This is a genomic window from Aequorivita vladivostokensis (assembly GCF_000952855.1).
In the GTDB taxonomy this organism is placed as follows: domain Bacteria; phylum Bacteroidota; class Bacteroidia; order Flavobacteriales; family Flavobacteriaceae; genus Aequorivita; species Aequorivita vladivostokensis.
The window spans coordinates 60302-80121 of the sequence record NZ_JSVU01000007.1 but is presented as its reverse complement, the minus strand read 5'-3'; the positions used below and the strand labels follow the sequence as shown (position 1 = coordinate 80121).

Genomic DNA, 19820 nt, shown 5'->3' with positions numbered 1-19820 from the left:
TTTCCAAATTTCATTAGCAAACTTAAATTATAAATGAAGAAAAAGAAACTCAACTTAAGAGATTTAAGACCAAGTTCAGAAGCAGCACATAGTCACGACGATGGTCACGACCATAGTGGTCAACCCAGTAATTTCAAAGCCTACATTCCAGCAATAATTAGTTTTGTGATGTTGATTATTGGCATTGCATTAGACTATTTTAATGCTGTTTTTTTTAAGGATTGGCTACGCATTATTTGGTACACAATTGCATATTTGCCTGTTGGATTTCCTGTTTTAAGGGAAGGTTGGAAAAACATTAAAAAAGGCGATGTTTTTACGGAGTTTTTCCTAATGTCAATAGCCACAATTGGTGCATTCATCATTGGCGAATATCCCGAGGGGGTTGCAGTCATGTTATTTTATGCAGTGGGAGAATTGTTCCAAAATGCAGCGGTTAACCGATCAAAGACCAATATTAAAGCCTTACTTGATGTAAGACCAAATGAAGCTTCGGTGTATCGGAATGGGGACTATATTTCCGTAAATCCTGAAACGGTTGAAATAGGTGAAAAAGTCCAAGTTCGTGTTGGCGAAAAAATACCTTTGGACGGTATTTTGCTATCGGAAAAAGGGTCATTCAACGCCGCGGCTTTAACTGGCGAAAGCAAACCAGAAACTATTGCAAAAGGCGAAAAAGTCTTTGCCGGAAGTATCAATATGGGTGGAGTAATTGAAATTGAAACAACCAAAGAATTTAAGGATAGTTCAATTGCCCGAATTCTTGATATGGTACAGAATGCAACCGCCCGGAAATCAAAAACTGAATTATTTATTAGAAAGTTGGCACGTATTTATACTCCAATTGTTGTGTTTTTGGCAATAGGAGTTACCTTTTTACCTTACTTTTTTGTAGACGATTACGTTTTTAGGGATTGGTTGTACCGGGCATTGATATTTTTGGTTATATCGTGTCCTTGTGCATTGGTTATCTCTATTCCGTTGGGGTATTTTGGCGGATTAGGAGCTGCTTCCAAGAATGGAATTCTATTTAAAGGAGCTTCTTTTCTCGATGGGATGACCAAAATAAATATGTTGGTAATGGACAAAACCGGCACTATTACCAAAGGTGTTTTCAAAATTAAAGAAGTTAAGGCTATCGGTTGGAATGAAACCGAATTTATGAAATATCTAATGGCGATGGAGGAACAATCAACACACCCAATCGCAAAAGCTATTTTAGAATACAAAGCAGAAGGTTCCGATTACTACGCTACGGAAGTTTCAGAAATTGCCGGTAAAGGCTTGAAAGGAAGTGTAAATAATAAGATTGTTTTGGTTGGAAATAAAGCGTTGATGACAGCCAACAATATTGAAGTTTTATCGGAAACGGAAAATATTGTAGAATCGATTGTTATGGTAGCCATAGATAATAAGTTTGCAGGCTATGTAGTAATTGCAGATGAATTGAAAGACGATGCAAAGGTAACAATAATCAATTTACAAAAAGTAGGAATTGAAAACATTATGATGCTTTCGGGCGATAAGGATTCCATAACCCAAAAGGTCGCTTCCGAATTAAATATCATGCAAGCCAAGGGCGGATTATTGCCCGAGGACAAATTGAATGAAGTTGAAATTCTAAAGAAAAATCCAAAAAACAAAATTGCATTCATTGGCGATGGAATTAACGATGCACCAGTTTTGGCAGCAAGTGATGTTGGAATTGCTATGGGTGGTTTAGGAAGTGATGTGGCGATTGAGACCGCAGATGTAATTATTCAGACCGACCAACCTTCGAAAATTGTGAGAGCAATTAAAATAGGTCGTTCGACACGTAAAATAGTTTGGCAAAACATAGGCTTGGCCTTTGGCGTAAAGGTTATTGTACTGATTTTAGGCGCAGGCGGTTTAGCAACAATGTGGGAAGCAGTTTTTGCCGATGTTGGTGTGGCTTTATTAGCAATCTTAAACGCGGTACGGTTACAGAAAATGAAGTGGGATTGACCTTCTGAATAAAAAAGGTTTTCATAACTTCAATATTCGATAAAAGAAAATCCAACGCTACAAACCATACATAGCCACAATGGCTACAGCCAACCCATCGCCAAAAAAGTAAAGGAATATGTCTCTGCCAAAGCACCCATTTGAAACAACATCGGAAACTACACAGCTCATGCCAGTTCTGTGCACAACACCTTGGTACCACCCTATAATTTCTTAGAAATCGATGCTGGACAAGCTGCTTTAAAGGGCGTACCTTTTATTTAGGCTTGGAAGGTCGGTATTGTCAATCGTTAAAAAGAATGCTTTAGGTTTGTGAGGCGGTATCTTGGATTATGTTTTGGTATCGTACAGTTTTTAGCACCGGTTACCTCTTCCCCCTATTTCTATTGCTGTTCTTTTTAGAATGGGTATTCACTTTAGTGCCGGCATTCCGTCCACGGCTATGGCGCTGTGCCTTTTGTCGTTTCTTTTCTTCCTCTGCTTCTTTTACGTCGGCCATAGTTTCTGTAGGTTGAAAATTTGGTAGGGTTTTGGGCTGAAGGCGCTCGCCTATCAACTTTTCAATATCCTTTAAATAGCCAACCTCATCGAGACTTACCAAAGAAAGCGCTTCCCCACTGGCGCCTGCCCTTCCGGTACGGCCAATGCGGTGAACGTAATCTTCGGAAACGTTTGGCAATTCAAAATTGATAACGTGCGGCAACAACGGAATATCAAGGCCACGGGCTGCAATATCGGTTGCAACCAGAACGCGTACTTTCCCTTCCTTAAATCCGGACAATGCTCTGGTACGCGCACCTTGGCTTTTATTGCCGTGAATGGCGGCAGAAGTAATTTTCGATTTTTCAAGTTTTTCGCTCAAACGGTTTGCGCCGTGTTTGGTGCGTGTAAAAACCAAAACCTGTTGCCAATTGCCTTCAGAAATAAGCTTTATGATCAAATCTGTTTTTTGGGCTTTATCGACCCTATAAACGGTTTGGTCTATTTTTTCAACCGTGGTATTTTCCGGTGTTGCTTCAACTAAAACGGGATGTTGCAAAAACTCATTGGCCAGCTTTTTTATTTCCTTTGAAAAGGTTGCTGAAAACAATAAATTCTGTCTTTTTGAAGGCAAAAGGGCGAGTATCTTTTTAATATCACGTAGAAAGCCCATATCGAGCATTCTGTCGGCTTCGTCCAAAACAAGGATTTCTACTTTTGAAAGGGAGAGCGCATTTTGGTTTTCCAAATCGAGCAATCTGCCCGGGGTCGCCACCAAAATATCCACGCCGTTGCGAAGGGCGCGAATCTGTGGGTTCGCGCCCACGCCGCCAAAAATAACGGTGGAGCGGAGGTCTGTAAATTCGCTGTATTCCCTAAACTCATCCTGCACCTGTGCGGCGAGTTCGCGGGTGGGGGTGAGTATCAAGGCGCGAACGGGGCGTTTTCTCAATGCGGGTTCGCCGTTCAATATTTGGAGCATCGGCAAGGCGAAGCCTGCGGTCTTCCCGCTACCGGTTTGGGCGGAAGCGAGTACGTCCTTGCGTTCCAAGATTAAAGGGATTGCTTTTTGTTGAATTGCCGAAGGCGTTTCATATCCTTTTTTGCTGATTGCTTTCAGCAGGGCATCGGACAGCCCAAGGGATTTAAATGACATTTTTTAGATATTAGATTTTAGACATAAGACTTAAGATTGAATGACCTAAGACTTGAGACCAAAAAAATGAGTATTATATGATTTTGATTATTTGTGACCGCTGCGCTTGGAGATAGTATATCGCGGCGCTTTTAGATTTCGGTCTTTTTAAGAACCATTAAAACTAAGAAGACGGTTTTAATAAGTGGCGAAGGTACGGCTAATTTTCTCCACGGTGACTTTTCTTTTATTTCTCTTATAAAAACCTTTTAAATTTCACGAATTACAGAAACCCAAAACCTTTAAATGTTTTCTCGCCGTACGGGCAGGAACTATATTTGCTGGAAATAAACCTTATATGAAAACCATGAAAAATTCTACACATTCAGTTAAAAAAGCAATCCTAATTTTTTCAGTTTGTCTGGGAGCCATTTTTGCCTCCAAGGCACAAAATTTTGAGTACAAAACCACCGGAACCGATTTTATACTTTACGACCTTGCCATTCCCGAAGGTCAGAACGATATAGCATACGCCGCAGGCTCCAAATTTACTTTTGATACCGAGGGAATTATTATAAAAACCGTTGATGGCGGCGAGACCTAGACCACCATCTATCCCACCAGCGGTACTTCGCCGAGTTTTGAAAAGATTGAGTTTGTAAGTGAAACCAAAGGTTTTGTGGCTGGATACGACCTATTTATGAAAACCGAGGACGCCGGCGCCACTTGGACGCCTATGACCGTGGGTACCGACGTTTATCTTTACAACAACCTTTCCTTTTACGATGAAAACATTGGCTTTGTCTCGGCGCAGTTAAATGACGCTCCCTTTTTTGCAATATACCTCACAACAGACGGAGGCGATACCTGGACCGCCGCGACCGATGTAATGGATGCAGGGGGAATTAACGTGGGATATGCAGACCAGACTACACTGTATTCCGTAGGTGCCGATGAACGCATCGCAAAAGCTACTGACGGGGGCAATACGTGGACACAGATCTATTCAGGAGTTATCCAGAATTATTTTCTGTCGCTCCATTTTAAGGATGCCGATAACGGAGTAATAGCTGGGGAAGATGGCTTGCTCAAAACCACCCACGACGGAGGCAGTACCTGGAGCGATTTTGCCACTGGCTACCACCATTTTTACGCCTTGGCGTATAAAGGGGACCAATTGATGGCTGGGGGAACTGATACCGATATTTATTTTTCTGAAGACAACGGTGCCAATTGGAACCAAATATTTGTGGGCAACGGCCAAAATCAATTGTACGAAATTGCATTTTTTGAAAATGGCTCTGGCCTAATCTGCGGCTCTGGCGGAGTGATGCTAAAGTTTGACGATGTGTTTTTGGGAACCAATGACCATCAATTGATTGACGAATCCCTAATCGGTTTTTACAATGAGCACACCCAGAATTTCGAGATCCGCGCTTCCAAGGGAAAATTGGATACTGTTCAACTTTTCAACCTAAATGGCCAACTTTTGGGAACTTATGAAAATGAAAATGAACTGTGCCAGATAAAGGCCGCGCACCTGGCCAACGGCTTGTACATAGTCCATGTTTTAAGTGAAGGCAGAACAAGCAGTCTAAAAGTTTTGAAAAGATAGGAAATTTTGAAAGATTTGAGAAAGCCGCACTATATCGCGGCTTTCCTTATTTTGGAAAGCCCCTTAAATATTCTGGATTTTTACCATCACCATTTCCACCATCAAATCGCATTTTTGGTTTCCAAATTCATAGATAGAGGCATCGTGGGTATTTTTATATAATTCTTCCTTCAGTAATTTCTTGGCCCGATGCAGGCGCACCTTTACATTGCTGTCGCTTAATTTTAGACAGGTCGCAATTTCCGGATTGGAAAGTCCCTCTACTTGGTGCATAACAAATACAACGCGGTACTTTTCTGGCAACCTGTCCACCGCCTCTTCAATCAAATGGTGGGTCTGGGTTCTAATGGTATGCTTTTCTGGGTTCATCTGGTTTGGATCTGGCAAATGGAAAACGTTGTCTAAGCGTTCCGTTTTTCCGTAATTATTGGTTTGTCTTTTGTTCTTTCGTATTTGCTGCAAGGCTTCATTTATGGCAATCCGAATGAGCCAGGTAGAAAATGAGGCTTCATAGTTGAATTGTTCCAACTTGGTATAGGCCTTAACATAGGCATCCTGCATAATATCCTTAACGTCATCTTCTGAATGGATGTAACTACGAACCACCCTAAACAGCCGCTGGTTATACCGTCGCAATAAAATTTCAAATAGTTCCTTCTCCCCTTGCAAAACCCTTTCAACAATAGTGGAATCGGGCAATTTAGTCAAGGTAAATGATTCGAGATGGTTTGCTTTCATACTATGTTCTTTCCCTTTTGATGCCATAAGCTGCCTAAAGTTACAAATTTTGTAACCGCGACCCGTCCATGGCATCAAACCTATAGAACCAAAAAATTCATTTAATCATGGCAACAGTAACAAAAACTTCGGAAATCAACAATATCCAGAACCTCCTAAAAGCGGTGTTCATCATCGTACCCATAGTTGCGGGCTTGGACAAATTCTTCAACATTTTGGCGCAGTGGGATACCTATCTGGCCCCCGCTACTTTGGAAATGCTTCCCTTTAGCGGCGAAACCTTTATGAAAATAGTTGGTATAATCGAGATTGTGGCAGGTATAATCGTAGCCATCCGCATCCAGATAGGCGCCTATATCGTTTCACTCTGGCTGCTACTTATTGCGCTCAGCCTCATTTTTACATGGCACCACCCCGATGTTGCCGTACGCGACATCGTGATGGCCATTAGCGCCTTTATTCTGGCCTAATTAAGTACGCCCGCGTCAAATGCAGGCTAAGCGCTAATTCTATTTGCTTGTATTGCAAACTTCCCTTCGGAAAAAAATTCCAAAGGGAAGTTTCGTACTAAATGCAAGGTGGCTGTTGGCCTGAAATATTATAAAATATTGATTTTAAGACGCTTTGGCTCGTACGCTATTTTGAATTTTTATTCGGTATTTTCTATTTCCAAAAAAATAGTCGTACATTTAAAATCAACAAACAACCCATCACAACCAAAATGAAACGACTATTACTCTTTGTAGTATTAGCGTGCGTTTCGTGGAGCAGTCTTCCCCAAACTCCTTCCAAAACAAAAGAAGACACGCTTAAAAATTCCGATCGGGAAGCAATTCCAGGGGTTGAAGATACGCTTCAGCAGTACAAAAATTTCAAAAAAACCATTCAGCTTTCCCAAAAAAACAAGGATTTCCAGACTCTTGGCGAGGCCTATATCGGGTTGGCGAAATGGCACGAGGACCATACCGTGCTGGATTCTTCCATCGTTTATTTGAAAAAGGCCATTTCGGTTTACGAAAAACAGAAAATGACCAAACAACTGGCAGACACCTATCTCCTGTTGGTTATGAATTACAGCGGCACGGCCGAATACGACAAGGGTTCCGAAGCCGTTTACAAAGCATTGGCGCTCTACGAAAAAACAGGTGACCAGCGCGGCATTGGGCAATGCTACACAAAAATTTGCGACCTACTTTATTATTCGGACAGCTATGCCGAAGGGGCGGAATACTGCCAAAAAGCAATTGCAATCCAGGAGAAAAACGGGTATGAGGAAGACTTGGCGCTCTCCTATCGCCGGCTTGCCGAAAACCAATTGTTTTTGGGAAATCTGGACGAAAGTTTGGCGAGCATGAATACCGCCATCAACACATATAAAAAGATGGGCGAAACCGGGCCACCGCTATTGGCGTGTTACAACGGCCGCGGAAATATCTATAAATATATGGAGCGTTACGAGGAAGCCATTGCCGATTACAACCGCTGCTACGAGGGCGCGAAAGCCATAGGGCTGGAACGCTATATGATGCCGCCCACCGCAAACATCGGGCACGTATATATTTTGCAGGGAAAATACGCCGAGGCCCTACCCTACAATCTGCGCGCGATTGAAATTATGAAACGCTTAGGCAACACCAAAAATCTTTGGGAAAACTATATGCACGTTTCCAACATTTACAGTGAATTGGGCGACTATAAAAATGCCCTGGAATATCATGAATTATACGAACAAGGCCATACGGAATACCTCAACACCATCATTGCGCGTAAGGACAGCGAGTTGCAAGTAAAATATGAAACGGCCCAAAAGGATATGGAAATCATGGACAAAGAGGCCAAGATTGCACAACAGCGAAAGACCCAAACCCTTTATATTGTCTTGGCCGGAATGCTTGCAATTATACTGTTTGGAATGTTTTTTACACTGAGAAATATTCGCAAGAAGCGAAAAGCGCTGGCCACGTTAAACGCCGAACTGGATGCAAAGAACAAACAAAACGAACTGCTGCTAAAAGAAATTCACCACCGCGTAAAGAACAATCTGGAAATGGTGAAAAGCCTCATTGCCCTACAATCGGCAAAACTGGAGGACGGGGCAAGCAAGGAAGCCATGCTCGCCAGCCAGAACCGTGTGCAAAGTATGGGCATTATCCATCAAAAGCTGTATCAGGGTGAAAATTTGGGCAGTATAGAAATGAAGAATTATTTTATGAATTTAAGCGAAGGTATTTTGGATACATTCAATGCCGAGGAAAAGGTGAAAATAGAATGCGCCATGGACAATCTCAACCTGGATGTGGACACCGCGGTTCCCATTGGACTTATTGTAAATGAACTTTTGACCAACGCCTTAAAATACGCTTTTCCGGAAGGAGAAAAAGGAAAGATCAACATCAGTTTAAAACAGGAAAACGAAAGACTATTTCTAAAAGTCTCAGACAATGGCATTGGGAAGACCAAGGATTCAAAACCTCAGGGCACTGGTTTTGGCACACAGCTAATCCAACTGCTCACACAACAACTTAACGGCACCATAACCGAAGAACACATTAATGGCACCACGGTTTTCTTCAACTTTAAGAACTTTAAAATTGCTTGATGGACAAAGCCGTAAAAATATTGATTGTAGAGGACGAAATGGTAATTGCCGCCAATATTTCACTGCAGTTAAGCGAGTTGGGCTATGAGATAACGGGCATACTTCCGCAGGGCGACGAAGCCATTTCGCATATACAGATTAACAGGCCCGATATTATATTGTTGGATATTCGGCTCAAGGGCGATTTGGACGGTATTGAAACGGCACAAGCAATCCACAAGATACACCCTATCCCCATTATTTATTTAACGGCAAATACCGACGAGGCACATTTTAACCGCGCCAAGGAAACGCATCCGTATGCCTTTATTTCAAAACCCTTTAAAAAACTTGATCTGCAACGCGCCATTGAATTGACCGTTGACAGGATTTCGTTGGAAAAAGATTCAGAAAACGACAATGGGCCAACGGCAGCCACCGGAAACGATACCGACTTTATTCTGAATGACAGAATTTTTGTGCGCCATAACGAAAGGATGCTGAAAATAGACATCAAGAATATTCTCTATATTGAGGCAGACCGCAATTATTGCCGCATATTTTCGGAGGGCAGGGAATATCTCTTGGTGATGACCCTCAAGAATATTGATGAGAAACTTCCACAGAAACACTTCCTCAGAATACACCGCTCCTATATTATCAATCTTTCCCGAATAGACGAAGTGGCTGGCACCCATGTAGTTATAGCCAAAAAAGCCATCCCTATGAGCAGGGCGATGCGCACGGAGCTCCTTAAACGGTTGCAAACTATTTAAATGCAGGCAAGTCTTATTCGGGCAACGCATACATCTTCTATAACATACTGACACCCTACACTTTAAAATTCCAAATTCAGGTTATTATCTTCAAATAGGGTCTTCGCAATAGGCCCAATCCACGTTTTATTCTTGGGGAACAAATATTATCCCTTCGGACAACCTCAACCCCTTTTCATCCTAACTCACTTGTTTTCAGATAGTTTATTCAATTCCTTTGGTATAAACCATAAATAAATAGAATTATGAAAACACTTAGCACCATTATTATTTTCTGTTTCCCATTATTAATTGGTTTTCAGGCCACGGCCCAAATACACAAAAAGGGTGGGGCGGAATATCTGGGACCGGACTGGTACCGGACTATCGAAAACTTTAATAACAGTCCCCTTCCGGTCGTTCCCATAGACTATGTTCCCTATGCACTGCGAAAGGTGGAAAAAGCGGAGCAACTTCCTTCTCTTGATGTGTTCCATACAAACGAAACATCCAGATTTTCTCTGGCAGATGAAAAGAGACGTGATTCAATGCAACTGAAAAACAAGTTGCAGAAACAGAAGCTCGCGATAAAAAATAATAACCAATAGATAAATAATTCTGAGAACACATGAAAAAATTACTCTTTTTAGGACTTGCAATAGTCCTTTCCGTGGCAGCTTGCCAACAACAGGAAAAGCGCTACACCCAACAATCGCCTGAAATAAATTCATTAAAAGAAGTTATTGCATCGTATGAAAACCGCGATTGGGAAGCATTGGCAAGCCACTACGCAGATACGGCCAAGATAATGTACAATGTAGTTGAAGAAGATGGAAAAACACTGGCTCAACTAATGACAATGCACAAAGAAGACGCAACTATCTTTTCAGACTGGAAATATGTAGATGATGAATCTGAATATGAAATGGTAGTGACCGATAAGGGCAAAACCTATGTAAACTTCTGGGGCCTCTGGAAAGGCACACTCGCGGCCACCAACAAGACATATACCATTCCTACACACATTACGGCCCAATTTGTAGATGGCAAAATCGTAAAGGAATTTGGCTATTGGGACCTTTCAAAAATAATGCTGGATATGCAGGCTCTGCAAGAGGCCGATAAAAGTTCTGCCGAAGCAAGTGAAATGGACGGCGCCACTACCCCTGAAGCAGCGGGCGAACAGTAATTACCCAGGCCTAACGGGCATTACAAGTGAGGATGTAGTTAACCCGTTAGGTCTAATTTAAAACCAAAATTATGAAAACAGTAGGTATCATAGGAGGCTCTGGCTTTATAGGAAGTTACACCACCAAGAAATTTCTGGAAGAAGGATACAATGTAAAAGTATCTGTAACCGACATCAAAAAGAGCGAAAAGTACCAACATCTCTTCAGTCTGGAAAATTCCGACAACCTCAACATCAGCGGGCTGAAGGTAGAGGACTTGGAAGTGTTGAAAGATTTTGTGAGCGATTGCGAAATTGTAATCCACGGCGGCACGCCCTTTCAACTGGATGTAAACGATCCGCAAAAAGAGCTCTTTGACCCCACCATCAAGGGCACCGAAAACTTTTTGGAAGCCATTAAGGATGCGCCTTTAATTCAAAAAGTGGTTTTCATAGCCTCGGTGGCAGCCTATAACACCAACTTTCCATTAGCGGCATACGGCAAGACCACCACCGATTCCTTTGATGAAACCGATAAAAAATACATAAGCGTCGAAAGCCATCCGTATGCACAGGCCAAGTTTATGGCCAACCAAACGGTGGAAAACTTTATAAAGAAAAACCCAAATCTTTCCTTTGAAATCACTTCGGTATCGCCGGTTGGGGTTATGGGGAAATCTCTGTCAAATAGGGAAGATTCTACTTCCACTGGAATGCAGTTTCTCTTTAAGAACAAAATTGCCCCCAATCCATTTGTGCAAATGCTTTATGACACCAATCCCGAAATGGCCGTAGTAGATGTTAACGATGTAGCGGAAGCCATTTTTAAAGCCGCAACAATTTCCGGCCTGCACGGCAAAAACTATTTGCTGAGCAGCGAAAGTTACCCAGTGAGCGATATGAGCTTAATGCTGAACCACAAAGAACCGAAAAGCAAAGGAAACATAATTTACAAAAACCAATTGGCAAGGCACGATCTGGGCGTGAAATTCAGACCAGTTCAAGAGACTTTAAACAGTTATTCAAAATAGTAAAAAGAAAGAAGTTATTGAGTTATTGAGTTATTTAAGAAGCCCTCTTAATCATTTATAAACCAACAATATAAAACCAAATATTAACCAAATACATACATAAAAATGAAAACAACAATTCTATCGGCAATGCTACTCATAGCTTTCATTGCCACAGCACAGAAAAAGAACGGAACGGTCTATATAGAGCATCCGGCAATTGACGTAGTTAATGATTTCACCAAAGCATCGGCAGCGGGCGACAGAGCCAAAATGGCGAGCTACCTGACCGACGACTTCAAGGCCTATAACGGTACTTCAGACAACGACAACGACAAGGGGATGGATAAGGAAGCCTTTCTGGACAACCAAATGCTTTACCACGATAATTTGGACTACTATGCCATTGAGACATTTCCCGGATCCTACCCAGATGCCATAGAGTATAAAAAGGACAATCCGGATGGCGATGTGTGGGTACAGACCTGGGATTTAATAAAGGGCGTCCACAAAACCACTGGCGTGAAGATTGATGCCGCTTCGCACCGGCTTTATACCCTTACCAAAAACAGTAAAATAAGCAGGCTCATCACATACAAAAACGACGGGGTAATTGATGAAATACGCTCCAGTTTTTCCGACAGGAAAAACGGCACAATCTACAACCACCACGATTTTATAAATACAGTGAGGAAAATGATGTACGCCATCGAGAACAACGACTGGGACAAGGCATACAGTTTTTATGATAAAGACGCCCGGTTTGTCGATTCCAGTTCACCCGATTTCAAGAGCATTTCGCTGGCAGAGCAGAAAGCCATAGACAAGCAGATACTGGACAAATTTGACGTAGCCAGTATTGATGTGGTGGGCTATCCCGATTATTTACATTACGAAATGGGTGATGCCCACGTAGTGCAGTCCTGGTGGAACATCAACTTTATGCGCAAATCGGACAAAAAAGCAATCACGGTCCCCATCCACTACCAAATGTATTTTAATGAGGATGGTAAGATAACCAGTGAAACCGCCTATTACAACCCGAAATTGTTGGATTAGAGCGAAATCGAGGCGAAATCGAAAGCGAAATCGAAATCGAAATCGAAATCGAAAGATGAAGCTGAAAACGAAGTTGGAAATATTGCGGAAATGACAAGCATTGCAAATTCGTCCTACGTCCTAAAGTCTTAAGTCAAAAGAAACTCCCCGGTTTATAAAGCGAAACAATTCAATTTTAACCCGTTTCCGCCTATCGTGGAAACACAAATTTAAAATCATGAGAAAATTACTTTTTACACTGCTTTTACTGCCTTTTTTGGCACTATCGCAAAACAGCACCGAATACGCCGTATTCGAAAATGACGTGTTAACGCCAAATCCCACACAGATAAGCCAATTTGAAAGAGGGATTACCGCGCACAACAAAAAATACCACGGCGACGGACCCCATGGAGTTCGCGTGTATTGGATTTCCAATGGACCCAGAACCGGTCGCTACGTTTGGGTTATGGGCCCATTCCCATGGAGCTCCATGGACCATGGCCCCGCACAAAAAGAAGGCCACGATGCCGATTGGCGCGACAACGTAAGTCCATACCTCATGCCTGGTAGCGGATTCGAGAGTTCATATTGGAAATTCAATGCAGACATGTCGCGCTTTCCAAAGGACTTCACCATTAAGAACATGGCCGTGGATATGTGGGATATTAAACGCGGTAAATACAAAGAGGCAATGGCCTTGGTTAAAAAAGTCCACGATGTGTACGCCGCAAAATCGCCTAATGAAACCTTTGGTATTTACACCAACGAATTCCCCAGTACCAAGGAAGGAAAGGATCTGGCGGTCATTTCATTTTTTGACAAATCGGCATGGCTGGGCGAAGACCACAGCATCGCCAAAAAATACGATGAAATGAACGGCACCGGAAGTTGGGACCAGTTTTTAAAGGACTGGATGGACGTGACCAATGGCGGCGAGACCGAAATTTGGATGTATGTCCCGGAATTAAGTGGCATTAGTGGCGACGTAAAAGCCGCTGCTAGAAACTAACAAAACTTTGCGCCCTTTGCGCCCCTGCCTACCAGACGGTAACGGCAGGCAGGTTTGCGGTAAAATGTACCCACCGCAGAGGCGCAGAGTACGCTAAGAAATTGTAGAAACAATAGTATGAAAACTTACGAAACCCAATGGAGCAAAGCATAGCTGAAAACATACATTCTGATGCTCTGCGCCAAAGCAGATAAATTGGAAACCGAGGAAGAAATAGCCCTGATAAAAAAGAAACTTCTGAAGAAATGTTCGAAAAAATGTACCGGGAATTTCAGAATGATGACGAAGATGAAAGCCTTGAAAAAATACAGGACGCACTGGAACGGCACCAATACTCTGAACTGGAACTGTGCGAGCTGAAAAACGAAATCCAGCAAATCTTTGCCGCAGACCGCAAGGTTCCGATGGCCGAAAGCAATCTGGGAAGGATTTTGGAGAATATTATTTACTGAAATCGAAATCGAAATCGAAATCGAAACTGAAACTGAAACTGAAGATGATCGTGGTAACCACGTGAAAAGATGAATTTCCTGCAAAATATTCCCCGCCCTTCAGCGCGGCTCCTTGTAGGTATAATCATCGAAGTTGTAAATGAAAATTAAGAAATAATGAAAATTATAATACAAATCCTGTTTTTGTTATTTGTGGGTTTCGCAATAAACGCCCAAGGCGCAGACCCGCATGGGAGTGCCGAATCTGCAATTACAGGAATGGTTTCTACGGGAATAAAAAACCATAAAAACTTAGATAAAATGGGTAGTCAAAAGCAACTAACTACTTCGGAAAAAGTTTATGCCAAAGACGAAGCAGAAATAAAGGCAACAATCGAACAATTTCTGATTGTAGCAGGCAACTACCAGCTCGACAAAATGGAAAAAATGATGGCCGACAATGCAAGTCTCGCAACCAAAAGATTAAGGGACGGCAAATGGACTACTGAAACCATGTTGATGCGCGACTATTTTGAAGCGGGGAAAATTAGAACAAACCGGCCTTATTTTGAACCCGTAAAAGAATACACAATACATGTAAGCGAGGGGCAATTGGCATTCGTAAAAGCCGATGCCGTTTTACATGCCTTTGGAGTGCCGCTTTTGCACAACATCGATTATTTCACATTGCTAAAGGAAAACGGAGCTTGGAAGTTTATCAATATTTCGTTCACCTCAACCCGTATTCCAGAAACTGAAAGAATTTACGACCCAATCGTCTTCGCCAAAAGTTACGCCCAGGCTTGGTGCAGCCAAAACCCCGATTTTGTGGCGTTGTTTTATTCCGAAGATGGCTCGCTTAACATAAACAATAGCACGCCTTCAGTTGGAAGAAATGCCATTGCAAAGTCTGCCAAGGCCTTTATGGAAAATTTCCCTGACGATATGGTCGTGGCTTTTGACAAATTGGTCAAAACTCCAATGGGAACAGAATTCCATTGGACATTGACCGGAACCAACACCGGCCCCAACAGCACCGGGAAAAAAGTAAACATAAGTGGTTTTGAACTTTGGCAGTTGGACGAAAACGGTTTGATAAAAGAATCCAAAGGCAGTTTTGATACTGAAGAATATAGCAGGCAGATTAAATATGGCGTGGGATATTGAAATAGATTTTTTACTCAAAATAAGTTTAAATGAAACCACAAAGAACACTAAGAAGACAAAGCACACAAAGCAATTCTTTGTGTACTCTGTGCAAAACATTGTGCCCTTTGTGGTTCAATATCGATAAACAACCATTAAAAACGATTCATAAAATGAAAACAACAAAACTTACAACAATAGCACTCGCTTTGGTAGCAGCAATTTCGCTATCTAGCTGTAACCAAAAGACCAAGACTGAAACAACAGTAGAAAAATCCGAACCCACGGAAACAGTTGTAGTAGATGAAACCCCGGACTATTTCCTGCTGCGTCCCGAAGTTGAAAAAGCCTATGGCTACTCGCATGCCGTAAAAATTGGCAACGACATAAAAATTTCCGGAGCGGTAAGTATGGACGACCAAGGCAACCCAACCGCTGTGGGCGACATAGAACAACAAATGAAAAACTGCTATGCCGATCTAGAAAAAGTATTGGCGCATTACGGCTGCACTTTTGACGATGTGGTCGTGGAAAATGTATTTACTACCAACATGCCCAAGTTTTTGGAAGTGGCGGCCTTTAGAGCAGAAATCTATAAAAACCATTTCCCCACAGGCTCGTGGCTTGGGGTAAAGGAATTGGCACTCCCGGAATTTATGATAGAGATTGAGATGGAAGTATACAAAAAATAGATTTACGAATACTAAAAAACATAATATGAAAACACTTAGAAATTACCTGTTAATCATTGCTGTCTTTGCAATAACGGCAGCTTCATTTGGCCAACAAAAATTGGATGCTTCAACTTTTGCCTATAATACAGGAAATCCTGCCGATTGGCCCGCAGCGCTGGACGCAGTGGTAGCCGCACCCCAAAACCATAAAATTTTATTGGAAAACGACAAGGTGAGGGTTTTGGAGGTAACACTTTTACCGGGCGAAAAGGAACCGCTGCACCATTATCAATGGCCAAGCACGCTTTATATACTAAGTGCGGGAGATTTTGTGGATTATGACGCCCAAGGCAATGTAATTCTCGATTCGCGAAAATTCCCCGAACAACCAAGGTTTCCGCTAACCATATTCAAAAATGCCGAAGCGCCGCATCAAGCCGAAAACCTGAGTAAAACAGAAACCATCAAGCTTATCCGCGTTGAGATGAAAAATGGAAATACGGCTCAAAATATAGCCGCTGTGGATGGTCTTTACAAAGCTTTTGCGGTTGGCGATATTCCAACCGTCCTCGCCAGCATGGACCCAAAAATAGTTTGGAATGAAGCCGAAAGCAATTCCCTTGCAGATGGCAATCCATACATTGGTCCGGACGCGGTGTTAAATGGCGTTTTCGCAAGGCTTGGCGCGGACCACGAATATTTTAAACTGGAAGACATCAAATTGCACAATATGGACAACGATCAAGTGCTGGCAACGCTTCGTTATGATGCCAAAGTAAAGAAAACCGGAAAGACCTATAACGCCCAAGTTGCACATCTTTGGACACTCAAGGATGGAAAGGTTGTCGCATTTCAGCAGTTTTTGGATACCGAGAAAGTGGCCGAGGCGATGGAAAATTAAATTTTCAACTAAAACGGAGCAAGCCGTAAACTGAAAAGAGTAGGCATTAACAATTTAAATCAAACAAAATTCAAGCAGAAAAGGCAGTTTCCCCATGTCGCCAATAAAAAAGGAGGATTTTAATCCTCCCCCTTAAAACCTAAAATCATGGCAAAAGAAACTATTATCAGAAAAAAAAGATTGGGCAGAATCTTAACCGATAATGCCTTAACCAGGTATATTACCTTTTCGGCACTTTATATCGCCCAGGGAATTCCCGAAGGCATTACCTTTTTTGCAATTCCCGCCTGGTTGGCGATGAACGGCAAGTCGGCCATGGAAATCGCAGCCTATGTGGGGGTTGTTGGGATTCCATGGAGCTTTAAAATTGTGATTGCGCCTTTGATCGATCGTTTCACCCTGTTGGCAATGGGCAGAAAAAGACCGTGGGTCATTTTTGGGCAGCTTGGTTTAATTATAAGTTTTTTATGTATCGGGTTGATTCCAGATCCATTGAACAATCTCTCCGCCTTAATGGTTGCGGGTTTTTTCATCAGTTTTTTCGGCGCATTTCAGGACGTGGCAACCGATGGGATGGCCGTGGATGTAATTCCCGAGAACGAACAGGCCCGGGCCAATGGCCTTATGTGGGGGGCGAAAACCATTGGCATTTCGGCGTCCTTGCTTATCGGTACTTGGCTTATCAATACGTTTGGTTTCCCAACGGCTATCTCTTCCCTTTCCATTGCGGTGGCAACCATTATGCTTTTCCCGATTTACTTTAAGGAACGGCCCGGCGAAAAGACAATGCCCTGGACAGCCGGGGCAGTTTCCCCAGATTCAAAGCAGACACAATTGCGGAGCTGGAAACACATTTTTAAATGCCTTTACAAGGTTCTTCGGTTAAAATCGAGCTTGGTGTTTGGCCTCGGGGTTTTTGCCGTGGGTTTAATGTTCGGACTTATTGACACGCTACTGCCTATTTTCAGCATTCAGGAATTGGGGTGGACAAATTCGTATTTTTCAAATGTATTTTCCATTACAACGGTTATTGGAGGCTTTTTGGGCATGTTCATCGGGGGCTATTTGGTGGACTATTTTGGAAAAATCAAAATGCTTTCATTGTATTTATTTTTCTTGACCCTACTTATAGCCGTATTTGCATCCCTATCCAATCTATGGGGCAATAATTTAATTGTTTACGCCTTTATCCTTTCCTATTACACGCTATATACGTTTTTGTGTATTGCGGTGTTCGCATCGGCCATGCACCTTTGCTGGAAAACCGTTGCCGCGACCCAATTCACACTTTATATGGCGCTTTCAAATATGGGGCGCGCTGCCGGGGCTGCAATGCTCGGGGTCTTGAAAACAAATTTTACTTGGGAAATCGTCTTTCTCATTATAGCCGCTATGCCCGTGATTATGATAATCCTTATTCAACTTATAAACTTTAAGAAACACCGGGTGACCGTGGATAGCTTTGTTATTTTGAAACAAACGGTCGTGGCGCCACCGGTATTAAAAGATTGATTTCAAAAAAGAAAATCCATTGCGGGAATTTTTTCGGGTTTTCAATGCGAATGAAAAAAATAAATTAGCACCACAGAGACACAGAGAACACGAAGAAATCTCTGTGCGCTCTGTGCGCTCTGTGCCTCTGTGGTGAAAAATTCAACTAACAAACAACAAATGATTCAAAAAGAAGAAGGATTAAAAAGAAGAGTTGGTGTATTCGGCTTATCGGCTAATATCGTCAACATCATCATCGGGTCCGGTATTTTTGTGCTGCCTGCTATTGTAGCAAGTTATATGGGAGCATCCAGCATCATTGCTTATCTGTTTTGCGGACTTTTAATGGCAATGGTAATGCTTTGCTTTGCAGAAGCTGGAAGTAAAGTTACAAACACCGGGGGACCCTACACCTACATTGAAACCGCTTTTGGAAATTACGCTGGCTTTGTAGCTGGTTTTTTTGCCGTTGGAAGCAACTTGTTTGCAGATGCCGCAGTTTCAAATGCGTTAGTAAATGTGGTCGCATCAGCATACCCAATATTTGAAACCGGATGGCTCCGTTTTTTGTTTTTATTTATTCTTTTTTATGGTTTGGTTTACGTCAATGTAATTGGGTTAAAACAAGGCATAGGCTTGGTGAAATTCAATACAATTGTAAAGCTAATACCATTGCTTTTACTAATTACTATTGGCTTTAAAGATGTATCGGTAAGCAACCTGTATTTTCAAAATATGCCAAGTCTCAAAACATTGGGTGAAACCTCGCTTATTTTATTTTTTGCTTTTCAGGGTTGTGAAACGGGAATTATTGTTGGCGGGGAAGTTGTCAACCCAAAACGAACAATTCCGAGGGCTATCTTAATAAGTATTACAACTGTTGCGGTTGTATATATCTTGATTCAAACTGTTTCACAAGGCGTTTTAGGCGATGCTTTACCAAATTTTACAGCGGCTCCACTCGCAGAAACCGCTAAAGTAGTTTTTGGCAATTTTGGATATATACTTTTAATTGTTGGCGCTGTTATCTCTATGTTTGGATATATGAGCGGCACTATTCTTAACAGTCCAAGGATTGTTTACGCACTTTCCAGAGATAAGGTAATCCCAATAAAAGCACTTTCCAAAATTCACAAATCGTTTGCTACGCCATACATATCCATTATTATTTATGCAACCATTGGCTTTATGCTGGCTGTTTCTGGCAGTTTTGAGCAATTGGCAGTCATAGCTAGTAGTTCTATGTTAATTCTTTATTTAGGTGTAGCACTATCTGTAATCAAGCTGCGTAATTCTAAAAAAGAATACGGTGGCGGATTTAAAATTCCCGGAGGTTGGGCGGTTCCCATAATAGCAATTGCTATAATTCTATACTTTTTATCAAGTCTTTCAGCAAATGAAATGATTGGTACGGGAGTATTTATAGGGGTGCTGTCTCTTATATTTTTCATTATTAAATTTCTAAAAAAGAAAGTGGTATGATAAAACTGTTCCGAAACCTACCCCGCCGGCAGCCATCTGCAAAAACCAGTTCGCAGACCCGGCTTGCGTAACTTTAGCGAAGGGTGGAGATAAAACGTCAAACAACTTTAAATCAATGATTCAATTTAAAAAAAAGAAAACCAAACTATTATTATTCGTTTTACTCGGAACGCTTCAACT

19 protein-coding genes are annotated in these 19820 nt (G+C 42.0%); 17 read left to right on the top strand and 2 right to left on the bottom strand.

The features are described 5' to 3' along the window. Positions 1 to 33: 33 nt before the first annotated feature. Positions 34 to 1986, top strand: coding sequence for a heavy metal translocating P-type ATPase (locus MB09_RS11565; protein ID WP_045081064.1), 1953 nt, complete (start codon positions 34 to 36; stop codon positions 1984 to 1986). A gap of 364 nt (positions 1987 to 2350) precedes the next feature. Here MB09_RS11565 and MB09_RS11560 read toward each other — a convergent pair whose 3' ends face one another. Then, positions 2351 to 3622: a DEAD/DEAH box helicase gene (locus MB09_RS11560; protein ID WP_045081063.1), complete on the bottom strand. Its 1272-nt coding sequence runs from the start codon at positions 3620 to 3622 to the stop codon at positions 2351 to 2353. A gap of 346 nt (positions 3623 to 3968) precedes the next feature. Here MB09_RS11560 and MB09_RS11555 point away from each other — a divergent pair, with 346 nt between their 5' ends. Together MB09_RS11555 and MB09_RS11550 are read left to right on the top strand one after the other, a co-directional pair. Beyond that, the gene (locus MB09_RS11555; protein ID WP_131459900.1) at positions 3969 to 4205 is read left to right on the top strand and encodes a hypothetical protein; all 237 of its coding nucleotides are present in this window, start codon (positions 3969 to 3971) and stop codon (positions 4203 to 4205) included. Positions 4206 to 4280: 75 nt separating this feature from the next. Continuing rightward, positions 4281 to 5216, top strand: a complete 936-nt coding sequence (locus tag MB09_RS11550) for a YCF48-related protein (protein WP_131459898.1) — start codon at positions 4281 to 4283, stop codon at positions 5214 to 5216. 63 nt (positions 5217 to 5279) lie between these two features. Here the strand turns inward: MB09_RS11550 and MB09_RS11545 are convergent, their stop codons facing one another. Then, positions 5280 to 5954, bottom strand: a complete 675-nt coding sequence (locus MB09_RS11545) for an RNA polymerase sigma factor (RefSeq protein ID WP_045081132.1) — start codon at positions 5952 to 5954, stop codon at positions 5280 to 5282. Between the two features lie 107 nt (positions 5955 to 6061). Here MB09_RS11545 and MB09_RS11540 point away from each other — a divergent pair, with 107 nt between their 5' ends. The 14 genes from MB09_RS11540 to MB09_RS11475 all read left to right on the top strand — a co-directional run bounded on the left by MB09_RS11540 (position 6062) and on the right by MB09_RS11475 (position 19640). Continuing rightward, positions 6062 to 6424, top strand: coding sequence for a hypothetical protein (locus MB09_RS11540; RefSeq protein WP_045081060.1), 363 nt, complete (start codon positions 6062 to 6064; stop codon positions 6422 to 6424). A gap of 251 nt (positions 6425 to 6675) precedes the next feature. Beyond that, positions 6676 to 8553 (top strand): tetratricopeptide repeat-containing sensor histidine kinase, encoded by a 1878-nt coding sequence (locus MB09_RS11535; RefSeq protein WP_045081059.1) that lies wholly within the window; start codon positions 6676 to 6678, stop codon positions 8551 to 8553. Further along, positions 8553 to 9308: a LytR/AlgR family response regulator transcription factor gene (locus MB09_RS11530; protein ID WP_045081058.1), complete on the top strand. Its 756-nt coding sequence runs from the start codon at positions 8553 to 8555 to the stop codon at positions 9306 to 9308. Before MB09_RS11535 ends, MB09_RS11530 begins: the two co-directional genes overlap by 1 nt. A gap of 245 nt (positions 9309 to 9553) precedes the next feature. Beyond that, on the top strand, positions 9554 to 9895 hold the full coding sequence (locus tag MB09_RS11525; protein WP_045081057.1) for a hypothetical protein: 342 nt from the start codon (positions 9554 to 9556) through the stop codon (positions 9893 to 9895). Positions 9896 to 9915: 20 nt separating this feature from the next. Next, complete coding sequence (locus MB09_RS11520; protein WP_045081056.1) at positions 9916 to 10476, top strand: ester cyclase; 561 nt, start codon at positions 9916 to 9918, stop codon at positions 10474 to 10476. Positions 10477 to 10547: 71 nt separating this feature from the next. Next, positions 10548 to 11486 (top strand): NAD-dependent epimerase/dehydratase family protein, encoded by a 939-nt coding sequence (locus tag MB09_RS11515; protein WP_045081055.1) that lies wholly within the window; start codon positions 10548 to 10550, stop codon positions 11484 to 11486. Between the two features lie 105 nt (positions 11487 to 11591). Then, a complete protein-coding gene (locus MB09_RS11510; RefSeq protein ID WP_045081054.1) occupies positions 11592 to 12524 on the top strand; it encodes a hypothetical protein in 933 nt (310 codons plus the stop codon). A gap of 217 nt (positions 12525 to 12741) precedes the next feature. Then, the gene (locus tag MB09_RS11505) at positions 12742 to 13515 is read left to right on the top strand and encodes a hypothetical protein (RefSeq protein WP_235811016.1); all 774 of its coding nucleotides are present in this window, start codon (positions 12742 to 12744) and stop codon (positions 13513 to 13515) included. Positions 13516 to 13772: 257 nt separating this feature from the next. Next, complete coding sequence (locus tag MB09_RS16435) at positions 13773 to 13967, top strand: hypothetical protein (protein WP_240484836.1); 195 nt, start codon at positions 13773 to 13775, stop codon at positions 13965 to 13967. Between the two features lie 156 nt (positions 13968 to 14123). After that, positions 14124 to 15113, top strand: coding sequence for an ester cyclase (locus MB09_RS11495; RefSeq protein ID WP_205618097.1), 990 nt, complete (start codon positions 14124 to 14126; stop codon positions 15111 to 15113). A gap of 152 nt (positions 15114 to 15265) precedes the next feature. Next, positions 15266 to 15784, top strand: a complete 519-nt coding sequence (locus MB09_RS11490) for a RidA family protein (protein WP_045081129.1) — start codon at positions 15266 to 15268, stop codon at positions 15782 to 15784. A gap of 25 nt (positions 15785 to 15809) precedes the next feature. Continuing rightward, positions 15810 to 16667: a nuclear transport factor 2 family protein gene (locus MB09_RS16430; protein ID WP_240484835.1), complete on the top strand. Its 858-nt coding sequence runs from the start codon at positions 15810 to 15812 to the stop codon at positions 16665 to 16667. 147 nt (positions 16668 to 16814) lie between these two features. Then, entirely contained in the window at positions 16815 to 18179 is a 1365-nt protein-coding gene (locus MB09_RS11480; RefSeq protein WP_045081053.1) for an MFS transporter, read from the top strand. A 159-nt stretch (positions 18180 to 18338) separates the two neighbouring features. Beyond that, positions 18339 to 19640 carry an APC family permease gene (locus tag MB09_RS11475; RefSeq protein WP_045081052.1) on the top strand — a complete coding sequence of 434 codons (1302 nt, stop codon included), beginning with the start codon at positions 18339 to 18341 and terminating at the stop codon, positions 19638 to 19640. Positions 19641 to 19820 lie beyond the last annotated feature (180 nt).

What these genes read in the sequence shown, in the direction of transcription:
- MB09_RS11555 (WP_131459900.1), top strand. Translation starts at nt 3,969, where the DNA reads ATGAAAAATTCTACACATTCAGTTAAAAAAGCAATCCTAATTTTTTCA.
- MB09_RS11505 (WP_235811016.1), top strand. Translation starts at nt 12,742, where the DNA reads ATGAGAAAATTACTTTTTACACTGCTTTTACTGCCTTTTTTGGCACTA.
- MB09_RS11540 (WP_045081060.1), top strand. Translation starts at nt 6,062, where the DNA reads ATGGCAACAGTAACAAAAACTTCGGAAATCAACAATATCCAGAACCTC.
- MB09_RS16430 (WP_240484835.1), top strand. Translation starts at nt 15,810, where the DNA reads ATGAAAACACTTAGAAATTACCTGTTAATCATTGCTGTCTTTGCAATA.
- MB09_RS11535 (WP_045081059.1), top strand. Translation starts at nt 6,676, where the DNA reads ATGAAACGACTATTACTCTTTGTAGTATTAGCGTGCGTTTCGTGGAGC.
- MB09_RS11530 (WP_045081058.1), top strand. Translation starts at nt 8,553, where the DNA reads ATGGACAAAGCCGTAAAAATATTGATTGTAGAGGACGAAATGGTAATT.
- MB09_RS11495 (WP_205618097.1), top strand. Translation starts at nt 14,124, where the DNA reads ATGAAAATTATAATACAAATCCTGTTTTTGTTATTTGTGGGTTTCGCA.
- MB09_RS11515 (WP_045081055.1), top strand. Translation starts at nt 10,548, where the DNA reads ATGAAAACAGTAGGTATCATAGGAGGCTCTGGCTTTATAGGAAGTTAC.
- MB09_RS11545 (WP_045081132.1), bottom strand. Translation starts at nt 5,954, where the DNA reads ATGAAAGCAAACCATCTCGAATCATTTACCTTGACTAAATTGCCCGAT.
- MB09_RS11520 (WP_045081056.1), top strand. Translation starts at nt 9,916, where the DNA reads ATGAAAAAATTACTCTTTTTAGGACTTGCAATAGTCCTTTCCGTGGCA.
- MB09_RS11560 (WP_045081063.1), bottom strand. Translation starts at nt 3,622, where the DNA reads ATGTCATTTAAATCCCTTGGGCTGTCCGATGCCCTGCTGAAAGCAATC.
- MB09_RS11525 (WP_045081057.1), top strand. Translation starts at nt 9,554, where the DNA reads ATGAAAACACTTAGCACCATTATTATTTTCTGTTTCCCATTATTAATT.
- MB09_RS16435 (WP_240484836.1), top strand. Translation starts at nt 13,773, where the DNA reads ATGTACCGGGAATTTCAGAATGATGACGAAGATGAAAGCCTTGAAAAA.
- MB09_RS11475 (WP_045081052.1), top strand. Translation starts at nt 18,339, where the DNA reads ATGATTCAAAAAGAAGAAGGATTAAAAAGAAGAGTTGGTGTATTCGGC.
- MB09_RS11565 (WP_045081064.1), top strand. Translation starts at nt 34, where the DNA reads ATGAAGAAAAAGAAACTCAACTTAAGAGATTTAAGACCAAGTTCAGAA.
- MB09_RS11510 (WP_045081054.1), top strand. Translation starts at nt 11,592, where the DNA reads ATGAAAACAACAATTCTATCGGCAATGCTACTCATAGCTTTCATTGCC.
- MB09_RS11480 (WP_045081053.1), top strand. Translation starts at nt 16,815, where the DNA reads ATGGCAAAAGAAACTATTATCAGAAAAAAAAGATTGGGCAGAATCTTA.
- MB09_RS11490 (WP_045081129.1), top strand. Translation starts at nt 15,266, where the DNA reads ATGAAAACAACAAAACTTACAACAATAGCACTCGCTTTGGTAGCAGCA.